The sequence below is a fragment of the Kitasatospora sp. NPDC088548 genome (genome assembly GCF_044753005.1).
Taxonomy (GTDB): domain Bacteria; phylum Actinomycetota; class Actinomycetes; order Streptomycetales; family Streptomycetaceae; genus Kitasatospora.
On sequence record NZ_JBIVMI010000053.1, the window covers coordinates 1 to 25,013 of the forward strand.

At 70.2% G+C, this 25,013-nt stretch carries 15 protein-coding genes; 6 read left to right on the forward strand and 9 right to left on the reverse strand.

Going from position 1 to position 25,013, the window contains the following annotated elements:
- Nucleotides 1-679: 679 nt before the first annotated feature.
- From ACIP82_RS36930 to ACIP82_RS36965, 8 genes are all read right to left on the reverse strand, one after another.
- Nucleotides 680-2,005 carry a hypothetical protein gene (locus ACIP82_RS36930; RefSeq protein WP_400660000.1) on the reverse strand — a complete coding sequence of 442 codons (1,326 nt, stop codon included), beginning with the start codon at nt 2,003-2,005 and terminating at the stop codon, nt 680-682.
- A gap of 374 nt (nt 2,006-2,379) precedes the next feature.
- Complete coding sequence (locus ACIP82_RS36935) at nt 2,380-2,568, reverse strand: hypothetical protein (protein ID WP_400660003.1); 189 nt, start codon at nt 2,566-2,568, stop codon at nt 2,380-2,382.
- A 461-nt stretch (nt 2,569-3,029) separates the two neighbouring features.
- A complete protein-coding gene (locus ACIP82_RS36940; RefSeq protein ID WP_331768863.1) occupies nt 3,030-3,650 on the reverse strand; it encodes a hypothetical protein in 621 nt (206 codons plus the stop codon).
- A gap of 2 nt (nt 3,651-3,652) precedes the next feature.
- A complete protein-coding gene (locus ACIP82_RS36945; protein ID WP_400660005.1) occupies nt 3,653-6,379 on the reverse strand; it encodes a DnaB-like helicase C-terminal domain-containing protein in 2,727 nt (908 codons plus the stop codon).
- A gap of 387 nt (nt 6,380-6,766) precedes the next feature.
- On the reverse strand, nt 6,767-7,198 hold the full coding sequence (locus tag ACIP82_RS36950) for a PQQ-binding-like beta-propeller repeat protein (RefSeq protein WP_400660007.1): 432 nt from the start codon (nt 7,196-7,198) through the stop codon (nt 6,767-6,769).
- The gene (locus tag ACIP82_RS36955; protein ID WP_400660010.1) at nt 7,188-7,577 is read right to left on the reverse strand and encodes a DUF4365 domain-containing protein; all 390 of its coding nucleotides are present in this window, start codon (nt 7,575-7,577) and stop codon (nt 7,188-7,190) included. Before ACIP82_RS36955 ends, ACIP82_RS36950 begins: the two co-directional genes overlap by 11 nt.
- Before the next feature lie 343 nt (nt 7,578-7,920).
- Nucleotides 7,921-8,076, reverse strand: coding sequence for a hypothetical protein (locus ACIP82_RS36960; RefSeq protein ID WP_400660012.1), 156 nt, complete (start codon nt 8,074-8,076; stop codon nt 7,921-7,923).
- 111 nt (nt 8,077-8,187) lie between these two features.
- Complete coding sequence (locus tag ACIP82_RS36965; RefSeq protein ID WP_400660015.1) at nt 8,188-9,060, reverse strand: hypothetical protein; 873 nt, start codon at nt 9,058-9,060, stop codon at nt 8,188-8,190.
- A 228-nt stretch (nt 9,061-9,288) separates the two neighbouring features.
- On the opposite strand from ACIP82_RS36965, the gene ACIP82_RS36970 reads away from it, so the two are divergent.
- From ACIP82_RS36970 to ACIP82_RS36985, 4 genes are all read left to right on the forward strand, one after another.
- Nucleotides 9,289-13,716 (forward strand): AAA family ATPase, encoded by a 4,428-nt coding sequence (locus ACIP82_RS36970; RefSeq protein WP_400660017.1) that lies wholly within the window; start codon nt 9,289-9,291, stop codon nt 13,714-13,716.
- Between the two features lie 1,164 nt (nt 13,717-14,880).
- Nucleotides 14,881-15,639, forward strand: a complete 759-nt coding sequence (locus tag ACIP82_RS36975; protein ID WP_400660020.1) for a TnsA-like heteromeric transposase endonuclease subunit — start codon at nt 14,881-14,883, stop codon at nt 15,637-15,639.
- Nucleotides 15,636-18,098: an integrase gene (locus ACIP82_RS36980; protein ID WP_400660022.1), complete on the forward strand. Its 2,463-nt coding sequence runs from the start codon at nt 15,636-15,638 to the stop codon at nt 18,096-18,098. The genes ACIP82_RS36975 and ACIP82_RS36980 overlap by 4 nt, the downstream gene beginning before the upstream one ends.
- Nucleotides 18,099-18,262: 164 nt before the next feature.
- The gene (locus tag ACIP82_RS36985) at nt 18,263-19,318 is read left to right on the forward strand and encodes a hypothetical protein (protein ID WP_400660025.1); all 1,056 of its coding nucleotides are present in this window, start codon (nt 18,263-18,265) and stop codon (nt 19,316-19,318) included.
- Nucleotides 19,319-19,350: 32 nt separating this feature from the next.
- On the opposite strand, the gene ACIP82_RS36990 is transcribed toward ACIP82_RS36985, so the two are convergent.
- A complete protein-coding gene (locus ACIP82_RS36990) occupies nt 19,351-21,711 on the reverse strand; it encodes a Helicase associated domain protein (RefSeq protein ID WP_400660027.1) in 2,361 nt (786 codons plus the stop codon).
- A 236-nt stretch (nt 21,712-21,947) separates the two neighbouring features.
- On the opposite strand from ACIP82_RS36990, the gene ACIP82_RS36995 reads away from it, so the two are divergent.
- Together ACIP82_RS36995 and ACIP82_RS37000 are read left to right on the forward strand one after the other, a co-directional pair.
- Nucleotides 21,948-23,084, forward strand: coding sequence for a hypothetical protein (locus ACIP82_RS36995; protein ID WP_400660030.1), 1,137 nt, complete (start codon nt 21,948-21,950; stop codon nt 23,082-23,084).
- Between the two features lie 158 nt (nt 23,085-23,242).
- Nucleotides 23,243-24,937: a DUF6119 family protein gene (locus tag ACIP82_RS37000; RefSeq protein WP_400660033.1), complete on the forward strand. Its 1,695-nt coding sequence runs from the start codon at nt 23,243-23,245 to the stop codon at nt 24,935-24,937.
- The last annotated feature ends 76 nt before the right edge of the window (nt 24,938-25,013 follow it).

The window sequence follows — 25,013 nt, forward strand, 5'->3', positions numbered from 1 at the left end:
GCGCGCCGTCTCCTCCGGAGACATGACGCGCCGTCACTACCGTGACGGAATGCTGCGGCGTCGCTCCGCGACGCCAGCTGGCTGAGGCGGCGTGGAGTCGGACGGCTCGACGCGGTGGGTGGTGGCGGTCACCGCCGGCCCGATTCTGATCTCTGTAATGCGAACCAGGTTCCTCGGGCGGATGGTTCGCTCAGAGCTGGCTCTGACCTGCTAGTTTCATGGGGACCGGCTTGGGCCGGGTGTTTCGTGGCTGCTGTGCGGCCTCATTCTAGCGTTCTCAGCGCCCTCCGGGCTCGTTCCGCCTCCGGCGGAACGAGCGGTCTGTGAGGGGCAGCCAGGCGATGCCGTTTCCTCTGCTGCAGAGGTTTTCGTGACCCTTGGTTAGGCTCAAGTCAGGTCTAAACCTTTCTCTTTGGTTTAGACCATGTTACTTGGCAACTAGAGAATGAGAGTTGGTCGGCCGATGTTATGTAACGGGATGTCGACGGCTTGCGGATACGCATGTGTAATGCCACTGAGGCAAGGTTTCGGCGATACAGAACTGATCGACCGGGCGGGTTCTGTATCGCACACGGCTGCCCGGCCGTGATGAACTCGTGGGCAGTTGCTTGGCGTTGAGGGCTGACGCGGGCCCAGCCAGTGGGTGCGCCTGGCCCAGGTTCCCGGCCGGGTTCGGGCGTCAGGTGTTGGGGGTCGTGTGGTGGTGCTCCGCCGGCGGGATGGTGAGATTGTGGTGGGTGAAGAGGGTGGTGAAGAACTGCTCGAGGAGGGGGCCAGCGTGGTGTCGGTTGCTGAGTTCGGTGGAGCTGAATCGGTAGACCTCGTAGCCGCGGAGCTTGAGGTCGCGGTCGCCGCGGACAGTGTCCTCGTACGCCTTGGCGGTCGCGTAGTGGTGGCGGCCGTCGACTTCCAGGACGGCGCGGTGGCCGCCCGGTAGGAGCATGAGGAAGTCCATACGGTGGTTCAGCAGGGCTTCGACGCCGCGCTGTTGGACGGTCTTGTGGTCCCAGTGCAGCCAGACCTCTGGGAGCAGGGCGGGTAGGGTCCAGGCGCGGGCGCCGTAGATGCGGTGATAGAGCCGGTAGAGGTCGCGCTGGGGAGAGACGTCCTCGCTGGGCATGGAGGCCAGCAGGCGGTTGTAGAGGTCCTTCTTGGCCTGCTCGGTGTCGTCGGTGCCGGTTTTCTCCTGCCACCACTGCTGCAGGTCGCACCAGCGGATGCCGTCCGGGCCGATGGGCCGGTCGTAGACGAGGACCTGGTCTATCCCCTGCAGGACTTCGAGATCGTTGTCGACGACGCTCAGGAAGCGGATGTCGGGCTTGGCAGTGGTGGCGAAGATCAGGGTCTTCGGCCGGCGGGCGGCGCCGGGGCCGGTGCGCAGGAGCTGGAAGTGTGGGTAGCCGTCGCGCTCGCCGGTCTGCTCGAGGCGGATTGCGGTCGGTGCCAGCGCCGTGTTGAGCGTCTCGACGAGGCGGACTTGGGCGCCAGCGTCCGGGAGGGTTGCCGGGTCGACCAGGGTTTCGAGGAAGCGGGTGAACCTGGCGGAGCCGGCCTCGAAGACCCCGAGCTGCTCGAACAGCTCCTCCGCCGACCAGTCCTCTCGGTTGCGGAACACGTGCTGGTGGATCCGGGCCCGCAGGCTCGTCGTCGACGATCCCGTCCACCGCGCCATCGGGTCGTCGTCCAGGTGCCAGAACCGTTCCAGTGCGCGCTCGAACCTGTCCTCGCGGTAGAGCAGCTCGTCGAGGTTGATCGCGGCGGCCAGCTCGCGCCGCACCCGGCCCGGGATCTCGATGACCGTTCCGGCGTCCCAGACGGCGTCCTCGAGGGCGAACCGCTCCTTCCCGCGGACGGACACCTGCGGGGAGTCAAGGAGGCGCTGCGCGGCCTGGAGGAGGCCGCCGTCGTCCGGGAGTGCCTTGAGGCAGGCTTCCAGGCGCTGGCTCTTCGAGCCTGTGTCTGCCGCGGGTATCGGTAGCCTGAGCTCGGGCCCCAGCTCGGTCAACTCCCGGTGGGTACAGGAATGGAGCCCCTGCACGACAGTGCTGACCGCTTCTCGCAGCTTCTTCGGATCCACCGCCACGGGCCGAGTGTGGCAGACCGCTCGGACAGCTGTCCCAGAAGCGGCGCAGCCGCCGTCCCGGCAGGCTCCGGGGTGCTGCACCGGAGCGCCGTTGCGCCGGCCTGGGCAGGTCGGCGCAGCGGGGGTACGCGGAGGGCCGCGTTCTGGCCTTCCCGGAAAGGGGCGGTGCAGCGGGGTGTGGGGCGCAGCGGCAGGGTGGGACGAGGTGGGGCGTTGGCGGGGATGGGCCCGTCTGTCCGGCCGGGACGTGCGGTGCTTGGTGGGGAAGATCGTCAAGCCGCTTGTGGCCGCAGCACCTAAATGATCTTGAGTGCTTCGTCCCACACGTTGCCTCCGTCCGCCCAGGTCCACAGCCATTGGCGCAGTGACGGTGCGGCGTAGCACAGGCCGTCGTGGAGGTTTTCGCCCCAGTCGGGTTCCCAGCCGTCGGCGTCCCAGAGCAGGACGGGGTTGTCGATCGCGATCAACGAGACGTGCCACTGCATGCTGCAGCCGCCTGTCAGGAAGAGCCATGACGCCGGCCGCCCGTACTTTGGCCCTCGCGTGTGGAGGGAGGTTGCGGGGCCAGTCCGGTCTGTGCCAGTACGGGACGCGGCGCGGTGTCAGCGAGGCGAGGCCTCCTTCCGGGCCGAATCCCCCGTCGCCGATCTCGGTGTAGATGCGTCGGAGCTGTGGCGGCAGCTCGTAGCCGAGTTGCCGCTCCACCTGCTCGACCTCGGCATTCGTGAGCGGGGGAACGGCTGGTCCGGGAGACAGCCGTGGGGATCGCCTGTGGTTCCGGTGCCCCGCGCGAGGTCGTGCAGCCGTTCCAGGAGTGCGTCGTCGTCTGCAGCGGTGCGGCGGAGGGTACCGGTCACGGGGCGGAACTGTAGTGGGGTGGCTACCTGGGGCTCCGTAGTGCGGGTGGCCGTTCGGGGACTGCCATCAGTGCTTGAGGTGGTGGTGTTCAGGCGCCGAGGCCGATGTGGGAGACGTAGGTATAGGCGCCCCAGTCGGAGTCGAGGTCGGCGATGACGTCGTCCCAGATCTCCTCCAGCTTCGCCTCGTCGCCGTCAACCATGGCGTCGACGGCCTCGTCCCAGACGTAGCGGACCTGAATGGTGCGCAGGCGGAGGTTGTCGCGGCGGCGGGGCTGATCGACGAGGTCCTGGTTGACGGGGTGGATCTCGACTCGGGTGCCGCGGCCGGCGTTGTTGAGGTGCTGCTTGAAGCCGCCGGGGTTGGTGAGGACGTTGTGGGCGCGCAGGTTCCAGTATGCGGTGTCGATGGCTTCGAGATTGTGGGGGCGGGGGCGCTGGGTGCCGTGGGTCCAGGCGCGGATGGTGCGGGGGGTGGCGGTGATGCCGGCGTCGCTGAGGGCCTGGGTGCCGCCGGTGGTGGTGGTGAGATAGCGCATCCGGGCGAGCAGGCCACGGCGGGTGGTGGGCGGGGATTTGATGCCGCCTTCGATGATCATGCGCTCGAGGGCGTCTTCGAGGGCGCGGCCGAGGGCGATCTTGCCGTGGACGTTGCCGGGGTCCAGATGGGCGCCGTACTTGCCGAAGTTCTTCCATCCGTCGGTCGACACGTTCAGGCGGCCTTTCGGGTGCGCGGGAGGGTGTACTGGTCCTTGAGTTTCATCTGGGTGGTGAGGCGGCCCTCGGTGAACACGGTGCGCCAGTCGGCGCTGTCGCTGGTGGTGTGGAGTTCGTCGGTGCCGCGCAGGGCGACGATGATCAGGCCGTGGGTGTGGGCGCGGTGGGCCTTGTACCAGAGGTTGGCGAAGGCCTGGGAGCGGATGATGTGCATCCAGTCCGGGCGGCGCAGGTCCCGGTTGTGGGTGGATTCGCCGATGGTGGAGACGAACTTGGCGTAGATGGCCTTCACGTAGGCCTCGGTGACGGTGTCGGCGGTGGTGATGGCGTTCTCGCGGGCGATGGTCAGGACACGGCGGAACTTCTCCAGCAGGCTTTCGCTGGCGCCGGAGGTCCAGGCCTCGGTGATGTGCGGGGCCTCGCTCAGGCCGAGCTTGTGGCAGCGGATCAGCAGGCGGATGGTGGCGTCGTCGAGGAGAACGGGGCCGGTTTCGCGGCGGCCTCCGATGGGGTCGGGCAGGTGGGGGTGGTTCCAGGTGGGGCGCTTGGGCAAGAGGTAGATGCCAGAGCGTTTGGGGTCGAAGCCGCCGTCGGGCTGGTGCTGGAGGGCGCCGATCGGCAGGTGGGTCTTCAGGGCGGTGCAGTAGGCGGCGTTGGTGTCCAGGACATCGACCGCCACCGGGAGCAGCCGGCCCTTGCGCAGGTCGTCGAGCAGGGGGGCGTTCTCCCACTTGTGGCGGCCCTCCCAGATGTCGTCGGCGCCGTTGCGGGACTTCTTGCGCAGGAAGTCCAGCGTCTCGGGGTAGACGGTGTGTTCGTAGGTGGCGCCGACGCGGGTGGCGTCGAAGAGTTGCATCCCGTTCGGGATGGCCTTCTTCTCCAGGGCGGCGATCGCGGCCTCGGTTTCGCCGCCGTGTTCCTCCAGGGCCTGGTGGACGGCGCTGGCGATCATGTCGAGGTAGTAGCTGTAGTCCCGGTCCGAGTAGCTGTCGCCCAGGGCGGCGGCTGCCCGGGCACTGGGAGTGCGCTCCGCAGGCGTCCGGGTCGGGCGCAGCGGCCAGCTGTTGCCGGTCTTGAACGCGGCGGGGACGTCCAGGGCGGGGGTCTGCGCGGCTGGGGCAGGCGTGAGGAACGGGCCCTGGGCGTCATCGGCTCCCCCGGCGGTAGTGGTGCCGGGGAGCAGCGTGGCGGGCTCCCGGGGGCCTTCGGCGGCCACCGCGGGTGCCTCCTGGAGCGTCTGGGCAGCCGGACCGGAGGCGGGCGCGGCGGGGGCCGGCTGGGCCTGAGCGGACACGCCGGGATCGGTGGGCGCTTCCCGGGGCACCTCCGGTGCCGGGGCAGAGCGCGTGGTGGTCGGCGCGGCGGGTGCGACGGCGGCCGTGTCGTCGGGGGTGGGGTCGGTGAGGCGGGCGTGAGCCGGGTCGGAGGCCAGGGTGAGGGTGGTCAGGGGGCCGAGGTCGCGTTCGGCGATGGCGAGACGGACACGGCCACTGCCGGTGCCGGGGGTGGTGTCGGGGGTGAGGGTGAGGGTGACGTCGGCGGCCAGGGCGCGGATCAGGTCGGGGTTGTCGGTGTCGAGGGCGGCAAGCACCGGAAGGTAGTGGGTACGGGCGAGGTGGGCCAGGGCCTGGCCTGCGTCGGCGAGGGCGGGCAGGCCGGACAGGGGCAGGCGGGGGTCGGGGGCGGTCTGGAGGCGGTCGACAACCACGAGTGCGAGGTCGGGGACGTCGGCGGCGGTGGTGGTGATCGCCTCGGCGCCCAGGCCGGTCCCGTCGTCGATCAGCAGCGGGGCCGCGGCGAGGAGGTCGGCGGTGCGGGCGACGGCCTCACGCTCGGTGTCGTTGAGGGTTTGGGCGCGCAGGCGGCGGTAGTCGACCGGGGTGTGGGCGGCGATCACGCGGGCGGCGATGTCGGCCCGGGTCAGCCCGGAGGCTGCGTACAGGACGGTGCGCCGCTGGTTGAGAGCGGTGGCGCGGGCGGCGCTGATGGTCAGCAGACTTGCTCCTGTGCCGGGGGCGCCAGCGACCAGGTAGAAACGGCCCGGCTGCAGACCACCTAGAGCGGCATCGAGGGTGGGAATGCCGGTCGGCAGGCCCACCTGCGGAGTCTGTTCGCCGTCCCCGTCCCCGGCGGGGGTAGTGGGCAGCAGGGTGTCCAGGACCTGCCCGAGCGGGGCAAGCCGACGGCGTGGGGCCGACGACACCGCCGCGGCAGGCGCGACAGCGGACGCAGCACCGGCAGCTGACGGTCCGGCAACCGGAGCGACCGGAGCAGGCTCGGTGGCCGGGGCGGGCCCGGCAGCTGGAGCGATGGGGTCGGTGGCCAGGTCGAGAGGATCGGCGTCGGGCGCAGCGGCCGCAGCCTGCGGGGCCGCCGCCGGGGTGTCGGGTGCGGCGGCCGGGAGGGCCGGTGGCGGTGTCGCGGTGGCCGGGAAGAGGGCGGTGGCGCAGGCCAGGACCGCCACAGGCCGCTTGTGGCGCAGCAGCACCTGCGGGGTGCCGGCGGCGGCTTGGGCGACCAGGTCGCCCAGGACGGGGCGGGCCTCGGCGATACCGCAAGCGGGCGCACCGGCCGTGTCCAGGCCGGCTGTGGTGGCCAGGTGGGCGGAGACCAGCAGGGCCCGCTCCTCCTCGCCCCGGGTGAGCTCGGTGATGGTGCCCTGCTCGGCGTCCCGGATGAGCTGGGGCAGCAGCGGCCGGGCCTTGTGTACACCCAGAGACACAGCGGGCGCACCCAGGCTGGCGGGAGCAGCGGGGTCGGGCGGCGGAACGGACGCGGCGGGCACCAGGGCCTCCAAGACGGCGCAGCAGAAACAGCAGTCAAGAATGTAATGCAAACCCTAGCATGTGCGATACATAAGATGGGTGTGCGGTGAGCTGCAGGATTAGATCAGATCGTCTGTGGTTCTGGTGTGCTGACTGACGATCAGTTATGTAATGATGCATCGTCGCCGGAGCACAGAAGGGTCGGCGGAGCTTGCGCGGCTGTCAGCGGGGCGGGAGCGCGGAAGCGGACGGGCGGAGTCGCCGGGTTCCGACGTCGGCAAGGCTGCGGCTCGGTCTACCCGACTGAGGGCCCGTAGGCGAAGCGGGGTGGCTGGTTCCAGTAGTCATACGAGAGCGAGTGCGTGGATGTCGCCGCGCCCGCTGGTGACGAATAGGATGCCGTCGGCAAAAACGGGTTCTCCTTGGCGTGACGGGTCCCACATCAGCTCGTAGGAGCACCGCAGTTGGCCGTTGCCGATGTCGCACATGAGCATTCGGCCGGCGCGGTGGGCAGCGTAGAGGTGATCACCTGCGAGGAACGGCTGTGCGACAAAGCCTCCGGGAGCGCGCCTGCGCCACCGTTCCTCGCCACTCATGGTGTCCAGGGCGGTCAGGGTTCCAGTGGCGGCTGCGACGATGAGGGTACTACCGTCGACGAGCGGGGCAAGCGTCGTTCTGAGGCGGGTCGTTGTGCTCCACAGCGGGGAACCTGTCCGTGTGTCCAGTGCATGGATACTGCCCGAACTCCCCACGAGGTAAAGCACGTTACCGGTCACGATGGGGTGGCCTGCGATGGTCTCGTCCAGGCCGTACGTCCACCGCTGTTTCCGTCAAGTTGACCCAGAAAAGCCGTTCGGTCTCGGCGTCATAGACGATCCCAACCACAGGGATGCGGTAGTTCCGCCAGTCCTCGAAGTGGTCGCCCACGGGGATGGCATAGCCGTGCTTCCGGCGGTACTTCTTGCCGCTCTTGACCTGGACGGCGATGACGTGGCCGGTGCGCTTGCGCTCCCGGGCCAGGATGACGTGCATGTCCTCTCCGTGATCAGCTCCTCCGTCGATCTCCTGGACCAAGTGCCCGTGCGCGTCGAAGAGAGCCCGTACGGCGTTGATCCCGCTGCGCTCAGTCGGACGGTTCGGCCGGATGGTTGCCATAGATCCCCCCGCGAATCGGCGATGCAACGCATGCAACGACGAACGGGGCAGTGGGACACGGCCACGAAACACTCGACCAATTGGCCCCTCCTCGCCGTGCACCGGGCCAGACTGTAACGGCTTGAGGTGGTCGCCGTCGCCTGTGGTCCGGCGGGAATCTGGTGCCCGAGGAAGTGCTGCCGCGCCTGTGCAGATGTTGTTCGCCTATTGGGCATAGCGCCATCAAAGCGGCATGAATATAAGCCACTTACAGGATCAGAGATGCCAAAATGCCCACTAAGGCCGCACCACGGGTCGTCCCAGGGCGTTGCCCCGCCGACTGGACCCGCCCCGCCGACCGCCCTCAGGCTGCCGGTGAGAACCCGGCCGCTGTCCGGCGTAGGGGCACCACCACGCTTACCTCGCCGAAGGCCGCGCCGAGGAAATTGACGCCCGTCTCCGGCACGGCCTTCGCCACCGGGTCGGTCTCCAATATCAGCACCGGGCCGACCAGCGCCATGAAACCAAGGTCGAGCGGCCCCGCAAGCCACCGCACAGCAGGGCGTAGCGGCCGGAGGGCCCGTCTTTCACTACCGTTGGGCGTAGCACGCCACCGCACGTCCGGGGACATTCACTGGCCGTCGGCCGCGATGGTGCGGGCAATGGGTTCCTTGTCGAGGTAGCGGGTGGCGGCGTGCGGTTCCCCGAGTCCGTTGGAGACTTCGACGTCGTGCACGTCCGGTGCGACGGATGCGAGTCCTCGGGCTTGGGCGATGGCGTCGCCGCGGGCGTGGAGGTTGATCCATGCGATGCCGTCGGGCAAGCGCAGGGATCGGCCCTCTTGGCCGATGCCGCGTCTGACGGTGGGCCAGGCGAGGGGGGAGCCACAGGTGACGAGTGTGGCGAGTCCTTGTCCGTGGCCGTCGGCTGGGGGGATCTGTCCGCGCAGGATCATGTCGAGGACGACTACGCTGCCCAGGGAGTGCGCGATGGCCAGGCGGGTTCCCGGTGTGGTGAAGGCGTCGAGGACGGTGGCGCGGATCTGTTCGGCACGGTCCGGGTGATGGAGGTACTTGTGGACTTGGCGGATGGCTCCGACGAGCAGGGCGCCTGTTCCGCGGCCGGATTCCCGGTCGATGCCGGCGATCGCCGCAGCGACGGGCCGGGGCAGGTAGGGAAGGCCCAGGCCGAGGGTGCTGGGGGCGTCGGCTGCGGCCCGTACCGGGGCGTCAGGGGCGTAGTGGGCCAGGGTCTCGAGGATGAAGGCCTCTTCGTTGGGGCCGATCGGCTCGTGGTCCGTGGGTTTGGCGGCGCCGAGTCGGCGACGGGGGGCGGTAAAGGCGGGGCTGTAGTGGGGCACGGTCATCGGCGGGATGGTGGTGTGCGGTCCGAGGTGGCGGGTCAGTCCCCGGGTGAGAGCGGCGCGCCAGTCGGCGGTGAGCCTGGTGGTGTCGGTGTCGCCCTGCCAGATGCCGTGGACGCCGACGATGTGCAGGTCGCTCATGCTCCCCTTCCCGTTCCGGCCCCTCGTCGGGATCCGCGGCCGGTGGACACGGGCGGAGGCCGCTCGGTTCACATCGTAGGACGCCCCCGCTGCGGCTCTTCCCCACCCGGGGCGAGGGACGCGGTCGTGGGGCGCGGCCTGCGAGGATAGCCTTCCGGTGGCGAACGCGACGGGACACGGAAGGCGGCGGGGTTGGGGAACGAGGACAGTTGCGGACCCGCGACCGCGGTGCGTCGGCTTCTGATGGTTCGGGTCGACGACTACGGCGACGGGGACACCGGTTTCAGCCGGGACATCGCCTCCCAGACGGCGGTCGTGACGGGATGGCTGACCAGCGAGTCCCTTGCCGAAGAGCAGAGGTTCTCCCTCTACGAACCCACCTCGCTGAAGAACGTGCGCGATCTGCGCGATTTCCTGCTTTTCGTCGATCCGGTCGACGCGGCCTACGACGAGGCGCTGGTCGTCTACATCACGGGCCACGGCCTGGCGAGCGCCTCGGGCCGGCACTACCTGACGTTCGCCGGCACCGACGAAGAGCGTCTCGTAGGAACGGCGTTTCCGACGGCCGAACTGATCGGTGCGGTCGTCGACAGCGAGGCCGAACACATCCTGGTCCTGGTCGACTCCTGCTTCGCCGGCACGCTGAACGTCGAGGTGCAGCAGATGTTCCGCGATCTGAAGACCTCCCGGCGCAAGCTCCCCACGATCGCCGTCGTCACCAGCGGAGACTTCGACGAGCAGCCCTACGTCGGCGAGTTCACTTCCCTGATGGGCAGGACCCTCGCGGCGCTCGCCGACGAGTCGGCTGGCTACACCGCCTCCCACCTGTCCTTCGAGGAGTGGGAGCAGATGCTGAAAGCGGTGGGCCAGGACGAGCCGGGGCTGATCGAGGCTCTGTGGGTATGGCCTCCCTCCCGCCGTCGGGTGCCGTCCGCGTGCCTGCCCAACCCCACCTGGCAGCCCCGGCGGGCCGTGGTGGGACCTGCGGTCGGCGAACTCGCCTTGGCGGAGACCGCCCTGGAGCGATACTGGTTGGCCCGGGCGTCCGGACAGGTCGGCGACGAGGACGAAGGCTGGTACTTCAGCGGCCGCGAGACGCTCATGAAGGAGCTGATAGCCTTCCTCGGCCACGGTCAGGGGGCGCTAGTGGTCACCGGCGCGGCCGGGTCCGGGAAGTCCGCGCTCCTGGCGCGCCTGGTCACCCTCACCGACTCCACCTTCCTGCGCGACGACCGCGTCCGAAGCGCCCTGGACGGTGTCTCGGCCGCGCTGCGCCCCGAGCCCGGATCGGTCCACGCCGCCGTCCTGGCCCGCGGCAAGGACGCGCACGGCCTGATCGGGGACCTGTCGGCGGCGCTGGGCGCCCCGGCCGCTCCCGGCGTGCCGGCCCTGCAGTCGGTGCTCGCTCACCTTCACGCACGCGTGGGGAAGAGCACGCAGCCAGTGACGATCGTCATCGACGGCATCGACGAGGCTGACCGGCCGCTGGCCTGCCTCAGCGACGTAGTGCTGCCGCTGGGGCGACTGGAGACCGAGGACGGCCGACCGTGTGTACGCCTGCTGCTGGGCATGCGCAGTTCCCTGCCCTCCGACCGACAGCGGCTCCAGGACGACACGGCCGACCAACTCCTGGGCGCTCTCGGAGTTTTGGCCGCCGGGGACACCGCGGAGCGGGCGATGCCCCTCACGGTGCTGCGCACCGACGAGAGCGCCACCAGCCGCGAGGACATCGCCCAGTACGTGCGGGCCCTGCTGACCGGCCCCGGCGCCAGTCCCTACCGGGGTGCCCCCCGGGCCGCCGCCGAAGCGGCAGCCGTCGTCGCCGACGCCGTGCGGCCCTCGTTCCTCGACGCGCGCATCGCCGCCGACCAGTTGCGCACCGCCGACCGGACGCAGGACCTGGACGACCGCGCGTGGCGCGAGCGACTCCAGGACGGCACGACCGCCCTGCTGCGCGAGGACATCCGCGCCGTCGCACAGGCCCAGGACGTCCCCGCGCGCATGCTGCTCGCGGTACTGCGAGCCACGGCCTTCGCCTCCGGCGCCGGGCTGCCCTGGGGGCAGGTGTGGCCCACCGCCGTGCGCGCGGTCCTGGGCTCCCCCTCCGCTGCCGAGGTCGACGTCGACCGGGCGATCCGCGTCTTCCGCCACAGCCGCCTGGTGGGCTACCTCGCAAACGGGCAGGAGGACAGGCGCGTCACCTACCGCCCCGTCCACCAGCGCGTCACGGAGGCCCTCCTCGACCGACCGCAGTCCTTGCTCCTCGATGTCGACGCCGCCGGATCGAGCGGACCGGACGGAACGGACGCGAACCCCGGGGAGGAGGGAGGAGGCGTGCTGAGTCGGCGGCAGGTCCGGCGTCACCTGGCCCGTGAGTTCGCCTCGCTCGCGAATGCCTCCTCGCCGCTCGCACCGCACCCGTACCTGCGCCGCCACCTGGTCGGCCACGCGGATGCGGCGGGCCTGCTGGACGACCGGCACCTGCCGGCCGGGGTCCTGGCCCACGAGACGTCCCGGACGCTGCGCGCGCGGCTGGGCCTGCCACTGCCGGTCGCCGACCGGACCCGCCAGGCGGTGACCGCGGCTGCGCTGATCGAGCCCTACGCCGACGAGGGCGTCGACTCGCCCTCGCGCCTGGACAGCATCGCTTTCCACACCGCCTCGCTGGGCGGCGCGCCCGTGACCGATCTGCCGGACGGGGCGTTCAGGACCTCGTGGAGTCGCTGGCGGCCACGGACGAACGTGCTCGTCTCCCCCGGCGACACGGTCCGCACGATGTGCGCGCTGCGGGCGCAGGACGGCCGGACGCTCGTCGCCGCCGCCACCGAGGACGAGATCACTGTCTGGGACCGGGCTTCGGGGCACAGCCTGGCCCGCATGCCCGTGGACGGGATCCGGGACCTGCGGACCATCAGAGGGCACAGCGGGCGGCTGTTCCTCGTGAGCGCCGACGCCCAACGGGTGGCGGTGTGGGATCCGCTGTCCGGTGCGCAGGTCGCCTCCCTAAACATTCCGCGGCGGTTCCAGCCCGGCGCGGTGCGCGTGCTGGACGACGGCGAACGCCGGTGGACAGTGGCGATGCCGACGAGCGGCGGCGTCCTGCTGTGGGCACCCACCGAGGGGTGGAACGATTTCTTCAGCGTGCCGGGAATGGGACCGCGGGCACTGTGCGAGGCGGCACGGGGACGTGACGGTCGGCGCGTGCTCGTCCACGTCCCCAGGGACGCCGAAAGCTCGGCGCGCGTGTGGGATCCGAAGGAGCCGTACGAGGACCGCCTGCTCGTCCGACTCGGCCACACGCCGCAGGAGATGACGGTCCTGCCCGGACACTGGGACGGCGACCTCATCGCTTTCGCCCACAACCCGGCCGGGCGCGCGTGGGTGTCGGTGTGGAACATGGAAGGAGAGCCCGTCTCCTACCTGGACGGCCCGGCCGAACAACTGGCGGCCGCCGCCCTGCCGGACGACAGGGCACTGCTAGTGTCCGTCTCCTACGGCCAGGCCGTGTTGTGGGACGTCCACGGCCGCCCAGGCTCCCCCGTGCGCGAGCACGCACGGCCGGTCGGGCTGTTCTCGGTCGGCGACGTCCACGCCCTCACCACGCTGCCCGGCGACCCCGTTCGCGAAGACGACGGCACTGCGCTGCCGCGCCTGGCCACCGCGGGCGACGAGGGGATCCGGCTGTGGGAAGCACTGCCACCGGACAGTCATCCGATCTGGCTGTCCCCTCCGCCACCCAACCGCCGGATCTCCCTGCCGGCAGAGACTCTCGCCGCTCTCCCCCGGCACGACGGCCGCGCAGGCGGTGAGCTGCTAGCGCACGCCACACCGGTCGGATTCGACGTCCTCGACGCCCGGGACGGCACACGGACGGGGCAATTCGAGACCGGAGTCCCCGTCCGCTCCCTCCGAACGGTCTCTGCGCCCGGCACCGGTCCGCTGGTCACCTGCCTCCTCCCCGGACGCCTGCAGACATGGGACCTGGCCGAAAGCCGAGTGGTCGACACCGCCCGGGTCGACCGCCCCCGGCCCTGGGCCCTGTTCCTACAACCGGACCGCTCCCCCGCCCTCCTGATCGCCGCCTCCGGGCACCTGCGGGTCCGCGATCTCACCACCGGTACCGAGAACACCATCCATCGCTGGTCCTACCGCCGTCGCCGGCCCGTGCCGGTGCAGTCCCTGCTCGTCGTGCCGACCCCAGACGGCCGCGCCACCGCCGTCCTGTGCACCCGGCAGGGCTTGGAGATGTGGGACCTGGCCACCGGCGAGCAGGCCCACATGCCGGGTAGCCCCGCCGCGAGCACACGCGGCGTGAGGGTCACCGCCCTCGTCCCACGGGCGCCGGGCATGGAGCCGCTCGCCGCCTTCGCCACCACCAACGGGCTCCAGCTGTGGAACACCCACGACTGGACCCTGCGCAGTTCCCTGGCCACGCCGTCAACCCGGGCCGTGGCCGCCGTCACCACTCCCGACGGCACCCCCCTCATCGCCTACGGCAACGGCACCGGCGTCCACCTCTGGGACGGGACCTCCGATGCCCCCAGCCGCTCCCTGCTCACCGCCGCCCCCGTACTGAACATCACCGACCTCCCCGGCCGTGACACTCCGGTGATCTGCATCGCCGGCCCCGCTGGCATCGCCGCACTCACCCTCTGAACGGATGCTGCCCGGTCAAACCCGCAGCAGCCCGGTGCTCCACGAGAGCCCCCGGCCCGCACGCCCGGGGACCGACACTGCCCCCGCCAGAAGGCGGTGCTGTCCGGGACGAGGAGGGTGCTGGGGTGGTCGGGTCCGAGGCGGCGTGCGGTGGTGTCGGCCAGCGCCCGGAAGTGGTCGCGGGCGGCCACGGCCCGGCCGCTCTCGCCGAGGCTGTGTCCGGCCCGGAACAACACGATGTCGGCTCCGGGCCTGTGGCGGGCGTCCTGGAAGTGGTCGGTGAGGGCCTGGGTATTGGTGTGCAGAGCATAGGCGAGCGCGGCGTCCGACAGGATGTCGTGGTGGCGGTCGTGAGATGGATCAGTCGCGCTGGACCTCGCGGGACGTCGGCTGCCCGGACCGCTTGGACTGCCATTTGGTGTACCACGAAGCCCGGTCGGCCGGGTCGACCACTGCCGGATCCGCTCGGCCTCGTCCGCCACCGCGTAGGTGTCGCGTCTCCAGGTGAACCGCCGAATGCCGGGTGGCGGCCAGCAGGTCAGAGAAGCCCACCACGCTCTACGTCATCACATCCCTTTCGCGGGATCGGGATCATCCGAGCGGGGATCCGCACCACGGCCTCGTGGTCCGGGACGCTGGCCCCGCAGCGGGCCCGCTGCCCTCATCCCCGACCTCGCCGGCCACCGATGCGGCCGAGCCGGGCAGTTGGCGCTGCGACTGCTGGGTGACCCGCGCATGGCGGGCCTGGACGCGGCCGCGCACCTGACCGTCCTCGCGATCCTCACCTGGGCCGAACAACCAGGCAAGGGTTTGTTCGTCGAACCCGACGCCGCCGCACGCACGCCGGCCTGCACCGTCTGGCGTTCGAGGCCGCCGTCGCACACGCCCGGACCGCAGGCGCCCTGGCCCCTTGCACCGCCCTGCCCAACAGGCTGCTGCGGTGCGACCGACCCAACGCGGTGAACCCGTCGACAGAATCAGATATCTGACGATGCATGAGTAGTAAGAAGCTCGCTAATCCGAGGCCGCTGGGAGCGGGATGTCTTGAAAACGGCCGACGTCCGCGGCGGCCGCGACACGAAGATCCGCCGATGTGCTAACAGGTGTTCCGGCCCGCTTCCGCGCGCGGGCTCGACGGCACCGGTAACGTCCCAGGGAGCGCTCATGGCAAGGCAGTTGGAAGTCCTCCACCTGGACGCGAACGGGTTGCGGCGGACGCTGCCCGTGGAGCAGGTGGCCGGGGCTCCCCTGACGGAGCGCGGCGAGGTGTGGCGGCCCTCGCGTCATCCGGCGCAGCGCAGCATCGCGACGTGGTGGTGGTCGGCGACGAGCGGGCGGCATGTGGGGTGTCGGTCGTTGGACCGGCTGTCGACGGCGATGCTGCTGGACTTCCACCCGGGTGTAGCCGACTTCGGCGCCTGGTCGGCACAGTTGGTGTGGCGGGAGCGCGGCCGGGAGCGGCGGCTGGTGCCGGACTTCTTCGTACAGACCACGGACGGGAAGACGCTGGTGGTGATGTGCCCTCCGCAGACCGGGCCCGGTGAGCGGTTCGAGCAACAGTTGGAGGTGCTACGGGAGGCGTGCGCGGCGGCGGGGTGGCGGTTGGCGGCGCCGGCTCTGCCATCGGGGGTGGCACTGGCGAATCTGCGGTGGGTCTCGCGCAGGCGGCATCCGCGGTATGGGAACCGACAGGTGGAGGCCGCTCTGGCGGAGGCGTTCGAGCAGCCGCGGCCTCTGATGGAGGGTGTCCAGGAGTGCGGGGTGACGCGGCAGTTGGCGCTGCCGAGGCTGTATCACATGCTGTGGCACCGCCGGCTGGGCATGGACTGGGGCGCGCCGATGGGCGCGGGGACGGTGGTGGGGCCGCTGGGCGCGGCGGGGCCGGAGACGGTGCAGGCGCCTGTGGTGGTGGAGGCGCGGTGACGGACGACGCGACGGTGCAGGTTCTGCGGGCGGATGTGGCGCTCTCGCAGGGGCGGCCTCAGGTGCGGTGCGCGCCGCGCGGGGTTTTGGTGCGCGGGGACCGGGTGGTGTGGCGCGGGGCCGCTTACACGATCGCGGGCTTCGACGGGGTGGAGGTCCAGCTGGCGGCGAACGGCGAAGGGGCCGTGGTCTCGGTGATGCTTCCCGTGCTCGCGTCTGCCGCCGACTTCGCGGTCCTGGACGGCGCCGGCCGCCGGGTTGCGCGGGCGGAGCTTCCGGACTTCTCACTGTTGGAGGGGATTCCCGGGGGTGCCGCGCTCAAGGCGCGGCAGTGGGAGATGGCGGTCGTCGAGGTCGACACGGGGCTGCTGCCCGGTGCGCTGCCGGGGTCGGTGCCCCGGCCCGCGTTCGACCCCAACTCCACGACGCTGATCGAGCGGTACCAGGCCAAGGCCGCGGAGATGAACGCGGTGCTGGGCTGGGGGGTGTCGTGGCAGACGGTGCAGTCCAAGCGGTTGAAGTACGTGAAGAACCCGACCGCCGTGGCGCTGGTCGACGGTCGCAGCGTCAAGGCCAAGAAGCAGCACGGTCTGACCGATCCACGGGTCGTGGAGCAGTTACTGGTCCTGGTGGGGCGCCAGCAACGGCGGGTGGATGCGCCCAGTGACGCGCGCAAGCTGTTCGGGCAATTGCGGCGGGCGGTGCGCGGCGGGTACGGGCCGACGGTGAAGGTCCCGGCGGAGCCGACGCTGTACAAGCTGCTGAAGCGGCTGGGCTTCGAGGCGCGGGACCTGTCCGGGCCCGGAGGTGAGCGGGCGGCGTCGGGGCGCGGGCCTGTGCCGCCGTTCTCGGTGACGTCGGCGACGATGCCGGGTGAGCTGGTGCAGATCGACTCGACCGATCTGGACGTGTGGGTGCTCGGCGACGACGGCCAGCCGGCGCGGGTGGAGCTGACGGCCGCGATCTGCGTGGCGACCAGGAGCATCATCGCCGCGGTCGTACGACCCAAGCAGGCGCGCAGACTCGGCAAAAAGCACCGGGATGGGAGGGTGGGATTCACGCGGGCCACGGGACGGGCGACGAAGGCGGTCGACGCGTGCGAACTGCTGGCGCAGGCCCTGAAGCCGCTGACGATGCGGCCCACGTTCGCCCCCGCCGCACACGCCGCCAATTCCGACCTGCCGTTCGAGGAACTGGCGGCCGTCGACGAGCGGTTCGCGCAGGCCGCGGCCCGGCCGGTGATCGTCCCAGACCTAATCGTGATCGACCATGGCACCGTGTTCACGAGCCGGACGTTCTTCGACGCCTGCGCCTATCTGGGCATCTCGGTGCGGCCAGCACGGCGGCGCACTCCTCAGGACAAGGCGATCATCGAGCGGACGTTCGGGTCCATCAAGTCGATGTTCAGCCAGCACCTCAACACCTACACCGGCAACGACCCGGTTCGGGTGCGGCGGACCGTCGACGGCGAGCGGCTGTGGACCCTCGCAGAGCTCGACGACATGCTGCAGCAGTGGATCGTGCTGGAGTGGCAGAACCGCCCCCACCCGGAGCTGGCCGACCCGTACGACGCGTACCTGCCCCATCTGTCGCCGAACCAGATGTTCGCGGCGTGTGTGGAGGTGGACGGCTACCTGCCGATCCCGATGACCCGGGACGACTACCTCCGGTTGCTGCCGACAGCGTGGGTGGGGGTGAGCGAGCAGGGCATCCGGTTCAAGAACCGCCTCTACGACCACCCGGAACGCGACCCTGAAAAGGGCCTGAACCCGTGCCGCCGAACGCCCTCGGGGCTCAACGGCAAGCGGCGCGGGCGCTGGGAGGTGCGGTACACCCCCAACGACCCGTCGAAGGTGTGGCTGCGCGACCACCGCAGGGGCGAGTGGGTGGAGGCGACGTGGGTGCACCAGCACAAGGTCGGAGCGCCGTGGACGCAGTTCCTGTGGGACACCGCCGCATCCCAGCACGTCGCCCGCGGCGGGCGGTTCAAGGACGAGGAGGCGATCGCCGAGGCGCTCGCGGATCTCCTGGAGCGGGCCTCCCTCGGCCCCGACCGGCCCGGGCGGCCCGCCGCCCCGGACGGCTGGGCGCCCTCTCCCCCGCAGGCACCCGCCAGGGTGTTCGACCCGTACGCCGGCCGCGGACCCGTCGACCTCGCCGATCTGCCGGACCTGCCCGGTCTTCCGGTCCCGGCACCCGGGCAGGCCGGGGGCGGCCTGCTGGCGTTCAGCGACACCGGCCTGTCCCCGGCGGCCAGCACCGGTGGGGCCGCGATCGACTGGAGCCGCAGCCCGCTCCCTCCCGATGCCTCGCTCACCGCCTGGGGGCACGGCCCCTGTGTCGCCGGTGCGGCAGTGAACGGAGCCGGCACGGCGGCCGTCGGCGGCGACCTCGCCGAGCGCTACCGGAAGATCTTCGCCGCCCTCGACACGCCCCCAGACGACGGGTCCTCGCCGTGACCGGGCCGCCGAGGCCGTCCGACGTGATACCGGCCCCTGCCCGGTACGGCATGCCGCAGGCGCGGCAAGAACCGGGCACAGGGCGACGGGCCCGACCGCAAGGAACCGATCGGACGCCGGACAGAGCCGGCAGCCGGCGGTCGACAGATGGGAGACCTGTGAGGATGGACGGCTCCGAGCGCCTGGACCGGGCGGAGAACCTGCTGCTGCTCGAGGAGCCGGCACCCGGGCCGCTGTCGCTGAGACCGCCCGCTCCGGTGTGGCCGCAGGACTGCCACGCCTGGCGGGCGATTGCCGCCACCTACTGCTCGGCACCGGACCTGGCGGACTGCGCGCCCATGGGCACCAAGGTCGCCGACCACGACAAGCGGCTGCTGTACCACGGCATGATGCTCACCGTGACCTCCCCGGCCATCACGAAGGCGCTGCGCGTCGTGGCAGGGCAGATCCGGGCGAACCGCCAGCGCCCCGACGGCAAAGTCGGCATCGTCCTCGACGGCCCGCGCGGGACGGGCAAGAGCACCGTCCTACAGGCCATCGGCGTGTACTGGGAGCGCCGACTGCGCGAGCTGTACGGGCCCGACGAGAACCGGCACCCGGTGGTCGCACTGAGCGTGCCGCCCCCCGTCCGCGGCAACGTCCGCAACTGGGCGGGGACTTTCGCCCACTACTTCGGGCAGGACCGAGAAGGGGGCGACCCGACCGGCTCGGTGATCCGCACGATGCGCAACGCCCGGACCCTGCTGGTCCTCGTCGACAACATCGACCGCCTGCGCACGGCCGCCGAGGCGGAGCAGGCCTTCCAGTACTTCGAGACGATCGAGAAGGACACCGGCGCGACGTTCGTGTACTGCGGGCGCGGCGCCCGGGGCATCGTCGACCCGCTCACCCGCGACAACGACACCCCGCTGGAACCCGACGAGGACCTGTGGAGCGACCACCCGGTGCTACGTACCGGCCGGGTCGGCTACAGCGACGAGGAGATGAAGAAGTTCGCCCGCATCGTCGACCTGTTCGATGCCGACCTGCGGCTGTACCGGCACGAACGCGGCGACCTGCGACCGCTGGCGCCCTACCTGCACAAGCGCAGCCGCGGATACATGCGGGCACTGTCCCAACTCATCTGCCAGGCCGCGCAGAAGGCCATCCTGACCGGACAGGAGCGCATCACCCAGGAACTGCTCGACGGGCTTTCGCTGGGCCGCGTCGAGCAACTGTGACTCCTCTGTCCCGCGCGCCGTACCGGCTTTCTCTACTGGGCGGGCCGGCCTGGAGGAGCTGTGCGGCGTCCCAGATCGGGATCCCAGACCATGCGCAGCCCCTCCAGGGCGAGACGCTGTTCCGGTGTGAGGCTGCGGAAGGACGTGCGGCACTTGTGGATCCACGTGCCCAGGGCGAACGGCTTCGCCGGGGCACGGGTCGGTGCTGCCAGGACCGGCGGCTCGTAGTGGTTGCGCGGTACGTCGAGGTGGCCCTCGCGGAGGGCGAAGGCGACAGCGTGGACCAGCGCGTAATGGAACGTGCCCTGGGCGGGACTGTCGGGGCGCTGCCGGCCCAGGGCCTCGGGCAGTGGCGGGATCCCGATGCCGAGCAGCAGTGCCATCTGGCGCTCGTGCAGGCCGAAGAAGCTCTTCTGCTGCTTCTCGATCCACACCGCCGTGTCACCCTCCTCCGCTGTGATGCGCATGTGCAGGGGTGTCCCGGTCTTCCAGAGGCGGCCGTGTCCGGGCAGCAGGGTTTTCGCTCTGGCGTACCGGCGCTGCCATTCCTGCGACCACGACGGGTTCCAGTGGGGGTCGATGTCGGCGAGGGCCTTGTGCTGGGCCGGGAGGAGTTTGCCTTCCCGGTCCTTGGTTCTCTGGGTGGCGAGCCAACGGCCCAAGGGGTGGCCGCCCATCGTGCTGTTGGCGGGGACCGCGAGGTGGCCGTGGGCGCGGTGCCAGGCCCTGGCGTGTTCGAGCATGGAGTCGAAGGTCTGGATGCGGGCGGTCCACAGCATCCCGAGTTCGTCCAGCGCCCGCTGCTGGCCGGCCGGGAGGCGGCCGAGGATATGGCGCAGGCGCAGACTGGCGATGCACTCCCCCAGTGCGAAGCCCTCCGGGTCGGTGTAGTCGGCGGGTACGTCCAGGTGCCCGAAGACGGTGCGGTAGGTGCTGGCGGAAGCGTGGGCCTGTTCCCAGCTGCCGATGGCGGGCAGTGCGATCTCCAGGCCGAGTGCCCGGGAGAGTTGCGCGGCGCGTTCGGGATGCGCGTAGTGGAGGGGGATTCCGGCGGTCCTGCCGCGGCGTGAGGGGTCGGGCAGGGCAATACGGTCCATGAACGTCTCGTCGTGGGCGCGCAGGGCCTGCAGGATCGTGATCAGGTTCGCGAACGCCGATCCTTTCAGCATGTCGTCGCTGCTCAGACCGCTGCCGAGGTAGACGGGGATGACCAGGGTGGTCTTCTTGCCGGCGCCGGGCGGTTGGCGCAGCCCGCGGCCGATGGCCTGGATGGCGTCGATGATGCTGTATCGCGGATCGACGAATGCGACCCCGTCGACGTCGGGCATGTCGACGCCCTCGTTCAGGACCCGGACGTTGGACAGCACGGCGCACTCCCGGTCCGGAGTGGCGAAGTCGTCGAGCAGGTCGCGGCGCCAGTCGCTGGGCTGTTCGCCGTGGATGGCCTGTGACCAGAGGTTGTCCACGCGCAGCGGCGCGTCCACTTCGAGGGCGGTGCGGGCCAGCGTGTCGGCGAAGGACTGGGCGGTGGAGACGCGGTTGTGGAAGACGAGGACGCGGCGCAGGCGGTGTTCGGCGATCGCGCGGAGCAGAGCGACCTGGAGGGCGGCGTTGCGCAGTCCGTTGTGGTGGGCGGTGGTGAACGGGCGGTGCACCGCGAGGATGCCGTGCAGGTCGCTGTCGTCAACAAAGGGCATGACGACCTGGTAGTCGGCGAGCAGACCCCGGCCGATGGCCTCGGCCATGCCGAGGCAGTACACGGTGGGTCCGAAGATCTCGTAACGGTCCATGGTGGCGAGCGGGATGCGTTCCATGAACGGGTGGCGGGCGGGAGCGGCTTCCGAGCCCCAGATCCTGGGGGTCGCGGTCATGTAGAGGCGGGTCCTGGCAGGGATGGCCGCGTCGTCGTGGACGGTGCCCCAGCCGTCGCCGAAGGCGGAGCAGGTGCGGTGCGCCTCGTCGGCGACCACCAGGTCCCACCGCGGCAGGCCGTGAAAGCCGTGGGCGCCCTGGACGTGGTGGAGGGAGCCGTAGGTGCAGAACACCGTGACCGGCTGCCCCGTGCGGGCCGCTCGGGCGATCTGCGCCATGTCGCGGGTCATGGTCGCCTCGCGGGGGTGCAGTCCGCTGTCGTTCTGGCTCAGGGAGCAGACACCGAACACGGCGCCCGGCTGGCCGGCTTGGCGCCAGCGCCTGATCGTCTGTGTCACAAGCGCTTTGGTGGGCATCAGGACCAGCACCGTCCCCCGGGGAGCCAGGCGCCGCGCCGCCCGCTGGGCGATCAGCGTCTTGCCGGTTCCGCACGCGGCCACCACGGTCATACGCGGATGGCCTGCGGCCGCCGCGGCCTCGATCGCGGTGAGCGCTTCGACCTGGTGCTCGCGCAGTTCCACGCGTCCTCCTTCCCCGGGCCGCGGACAGACGGGCCGATCGCGCGGGGAATGTACGGGCGCCGAGCACGGTCGCGTCCCGGACGCCGATCGCTTTCGGCCAAAGCTGCGCAGGTGCGGGGCAAAGAGGAAGAACCGGCCGGACTGTCGCCGCGCGTCCCGTAGACACAGCGGTGGAGGCGAAGTTCTGCCGAGGCAGTCGATGGGGTGTCGAGGCACTGAGCGGATTGCGGGGACCGATGGCGGGGACGGACGCGGCCCGGGCCGGGCGGAGGTCGCGGGCGAAGGCGTTGCGGCCGGCGCGGCGCCTGGCGCTGTCGGTGCGGTTCATCGGCGGGGAGTCGACCGGATCGTTCGCGCGGCGTCTGGCGGACGCCAACGGTATCCCTGAGGAGGAGTTCTGGCCGATGCTCGGCTCGTGCGCCCGCAAGAACGGCTCGCCTTCCGATCCCCGGTACAGCGACGGGTACCTCAACGCCGCGGCCCTGGAGCGGCTGGCGGTCATGGCGGGCCGTCAGGTGGGCGAGTTGCAGTTCGCCTTGCCGAACCTGCGCCCCCAGCGGCTTCTGCCAGTCGGGAACGGCCCGGCGTGGGACTGGCCGTGGGACGCCTCGGGCTGCTTCCTGGTGCGGGTATGCGAAATGTGCGCCCGCATCAAGGGCACGTCCCTGGATTCCTACCTCGCCTCGGAGGCGACGTGGCAGGTGTGTTCGCGCCACGGCCGCTGGCTCGACAACCGCCGCGAACCCGGCGCCAGCGCCATCTTTCTGGCCGCGCTCCCTGAGGTCGTCGACGCCCATCGACAGCGGCTGCTGATGGAGCGTCGGCTGGGAGCGGGTGGGCGCGCCGCGTTCGCCGACGCCTACGCCCTGCTCTCCTGTTGGTGGAATCTGCCGGCTCTCCACCCCTGCGCGTGGCAGGACCGTTTGCGGGCCCTGGGCCGGAACGGCCGCGACCATCTGCGGGTGGCGCCGATGCTGTTCTACCCGGAGGCCGTACCTCTCGCCCGCGCGCTCGCCGCCCGGGAACGCCTGCGCCTGCGCGGCACCCTCACCGACGGGTACGAGCACGCGTGGCTGGCCCGCACCATCGAACTCGTCGGCACCTGGGGAGTCCCGCCCGAGCCCGCCCTGCACACCCTGGCGCTCTGGGCCTCCCGCCATCCCCTCACGCCCAAGCACCCGCAGGCCCCCTCCCTTGCCTCGCGCCCCGCTCCGGGCCGCAACCGCCCACTGCCCGCACCCGGCACCCCCACCGACCACGACCTCGACTCCACCCTCGGCGAACGCTCCTGCCTGCCCTGGCAGCTGGGCGAACTCATCACCACCATCCCGACCCCGGCCGAAGGCGGCTGGACCCTCAACGGCCGCGCCTGACCGCCTCTCCGACCAATACCTTTAGCGCCACAGCTTTGCCGTTGGAACCGCTTGTCGGTGGCCAGCCAGAATTTGGGCATGGGTCAGTGCGCGGAAACGGTTGAAAGGCATCTCATGCGACCTTATCCTGATGCCTCTCGCCGCTCCCTGGGGGCTACATGGAATCGAACAAATCCAAACTGAGGTTCAACTGCTTCCTTCTGCGCGACGGGCTCGAATCGCATGAACAGGCCTTTCGGGTCCAGTACCGCCCCGGAAATAGCCAGGGCATGCGGCGCCTCGCATCCGGCGAAGGCATCCCAGAAGGCTGCGTAGCCTACCTCAGGGAGAACTCCGAGAAAGTCCCCGCCTGGGCCCGACTTCTGACTCCCACATTCCCCGAGCTCGAGGCCATCAAGAACGTTTCCCACCGGCTCGTCATCTTCCTCCCCGTCCATGGCCGCACCTTCGCCGTCTGCTTCGGCTACGGCAGCTCCACACTGGAGTGGTCGCATGTCGAGGCCAATTTCGGGCTCCGCTTCGCCGCCCGAACGTTCGACAGCAACGCCGTGAGCGGCATCGCAAGCCGACGAATCGACGCATCAGCCCGGTCCCAATGGGTCCAGATCCCGTCCAACTCCTCCATCAGCGGCTTCGAAGTGGAGCTGGAAGGGGAGTTCACGCGGAAACTGGTGGGCGACCTCGAAATCGGTGTCGAGCTCCCTGAACTCGGGGCAGTTGTAGCAACCGATTCCGTGTCGTTCAAGCTCGACACCGACCTTAATTCCGTGCACGACGTTCTTTCTCGGATGCTTCGGACCACATTGGAGAGCGAGGCATCGCAGGACCTCGCATTCATCGACTCACTGGAGCCTCTTCGCTCCACCAGCGACATCGTGAAGCGCCTCGAACAGCGCCTGGCCCAGGAGCTGTTCAAAACAGCCGATACACCCCCGGCCAGGGGCTCGGATCCGTGGAACGTGCACCTCCTCGCCTTCGCCCCTCCGGACGACCTGTCCATCGAGAACCTGCACGACTTCGTCGTCTCCAAGAACGACGAGTCGCGTGAGTTCGACGAGATGTCGTTGGACGCCTTGCGCTCGGCTCTCTCCGACCTTCCCGGCAGGAACACGGTCGGCAGCTTGAAGAGTGCGAGGATCATGGCGCGGGATGCCAACGGGGATCCCGCCAGTATGTCCAAACCGATCAAGCACTGGCTCGTCTTCGAGGCAGGAGACGGGGGCCGGCGGTACCTGCTCACCCTGGGGAAGTGGTACGCCCTTGCTGAGGGGTACTACGAGAAGTTGGACCAGGACTTGGCTCAGATCGAGGACGTCACTGCAGTGCTGGGCCTTCGGACCTGGGACGACTGGGGACCGAAGTTGAACTGGGAGAAGCACTACAACGAGAACGCGACTGAGGATCGCTCGGATCTGATCTGCCTGGACCGGTATCCGCTGTTCGCGGAGGACGGTGACCAGATCGAGGCCTGCGACCTCCTCCACAAAGACGGGTACCTGATCCACGTCAAGCAGTACACGGGGAGCCAGACGCTCAGCCACCTGTTCTCCCAGGGGTTCGTTTCCGCTCAGACCCTCGTCTCGGACGCCGCCTACAGGGAAGCCTTCATCGAGGCGGTGAAGGAGATCAACGCGGATCTGGAGGAGGCGGCGAGCGCCAAGCCGCCCCGCTTCGTCACCTACGCGATCGCGTTCGACGGGAAGCAGCGCCTCCCGCACGACCTGCCGACTTTCAGCAAGGTCAACCTCCGCAGTTTCAGCAAGCGCGTCAGAATGGTCGGCTCCGTACCGACCCTCGCCCGAATCCAGATGACCTTCAAGCCCAAGAAGGACAATGAACCGCTGCGGGTTTGACCGAGACTCGTTCTCTTGGAAGGATCGAGTCCGTTATGAGGAAGCCATACCCCAGTGAGGTCCGGGAGCGGGCGGT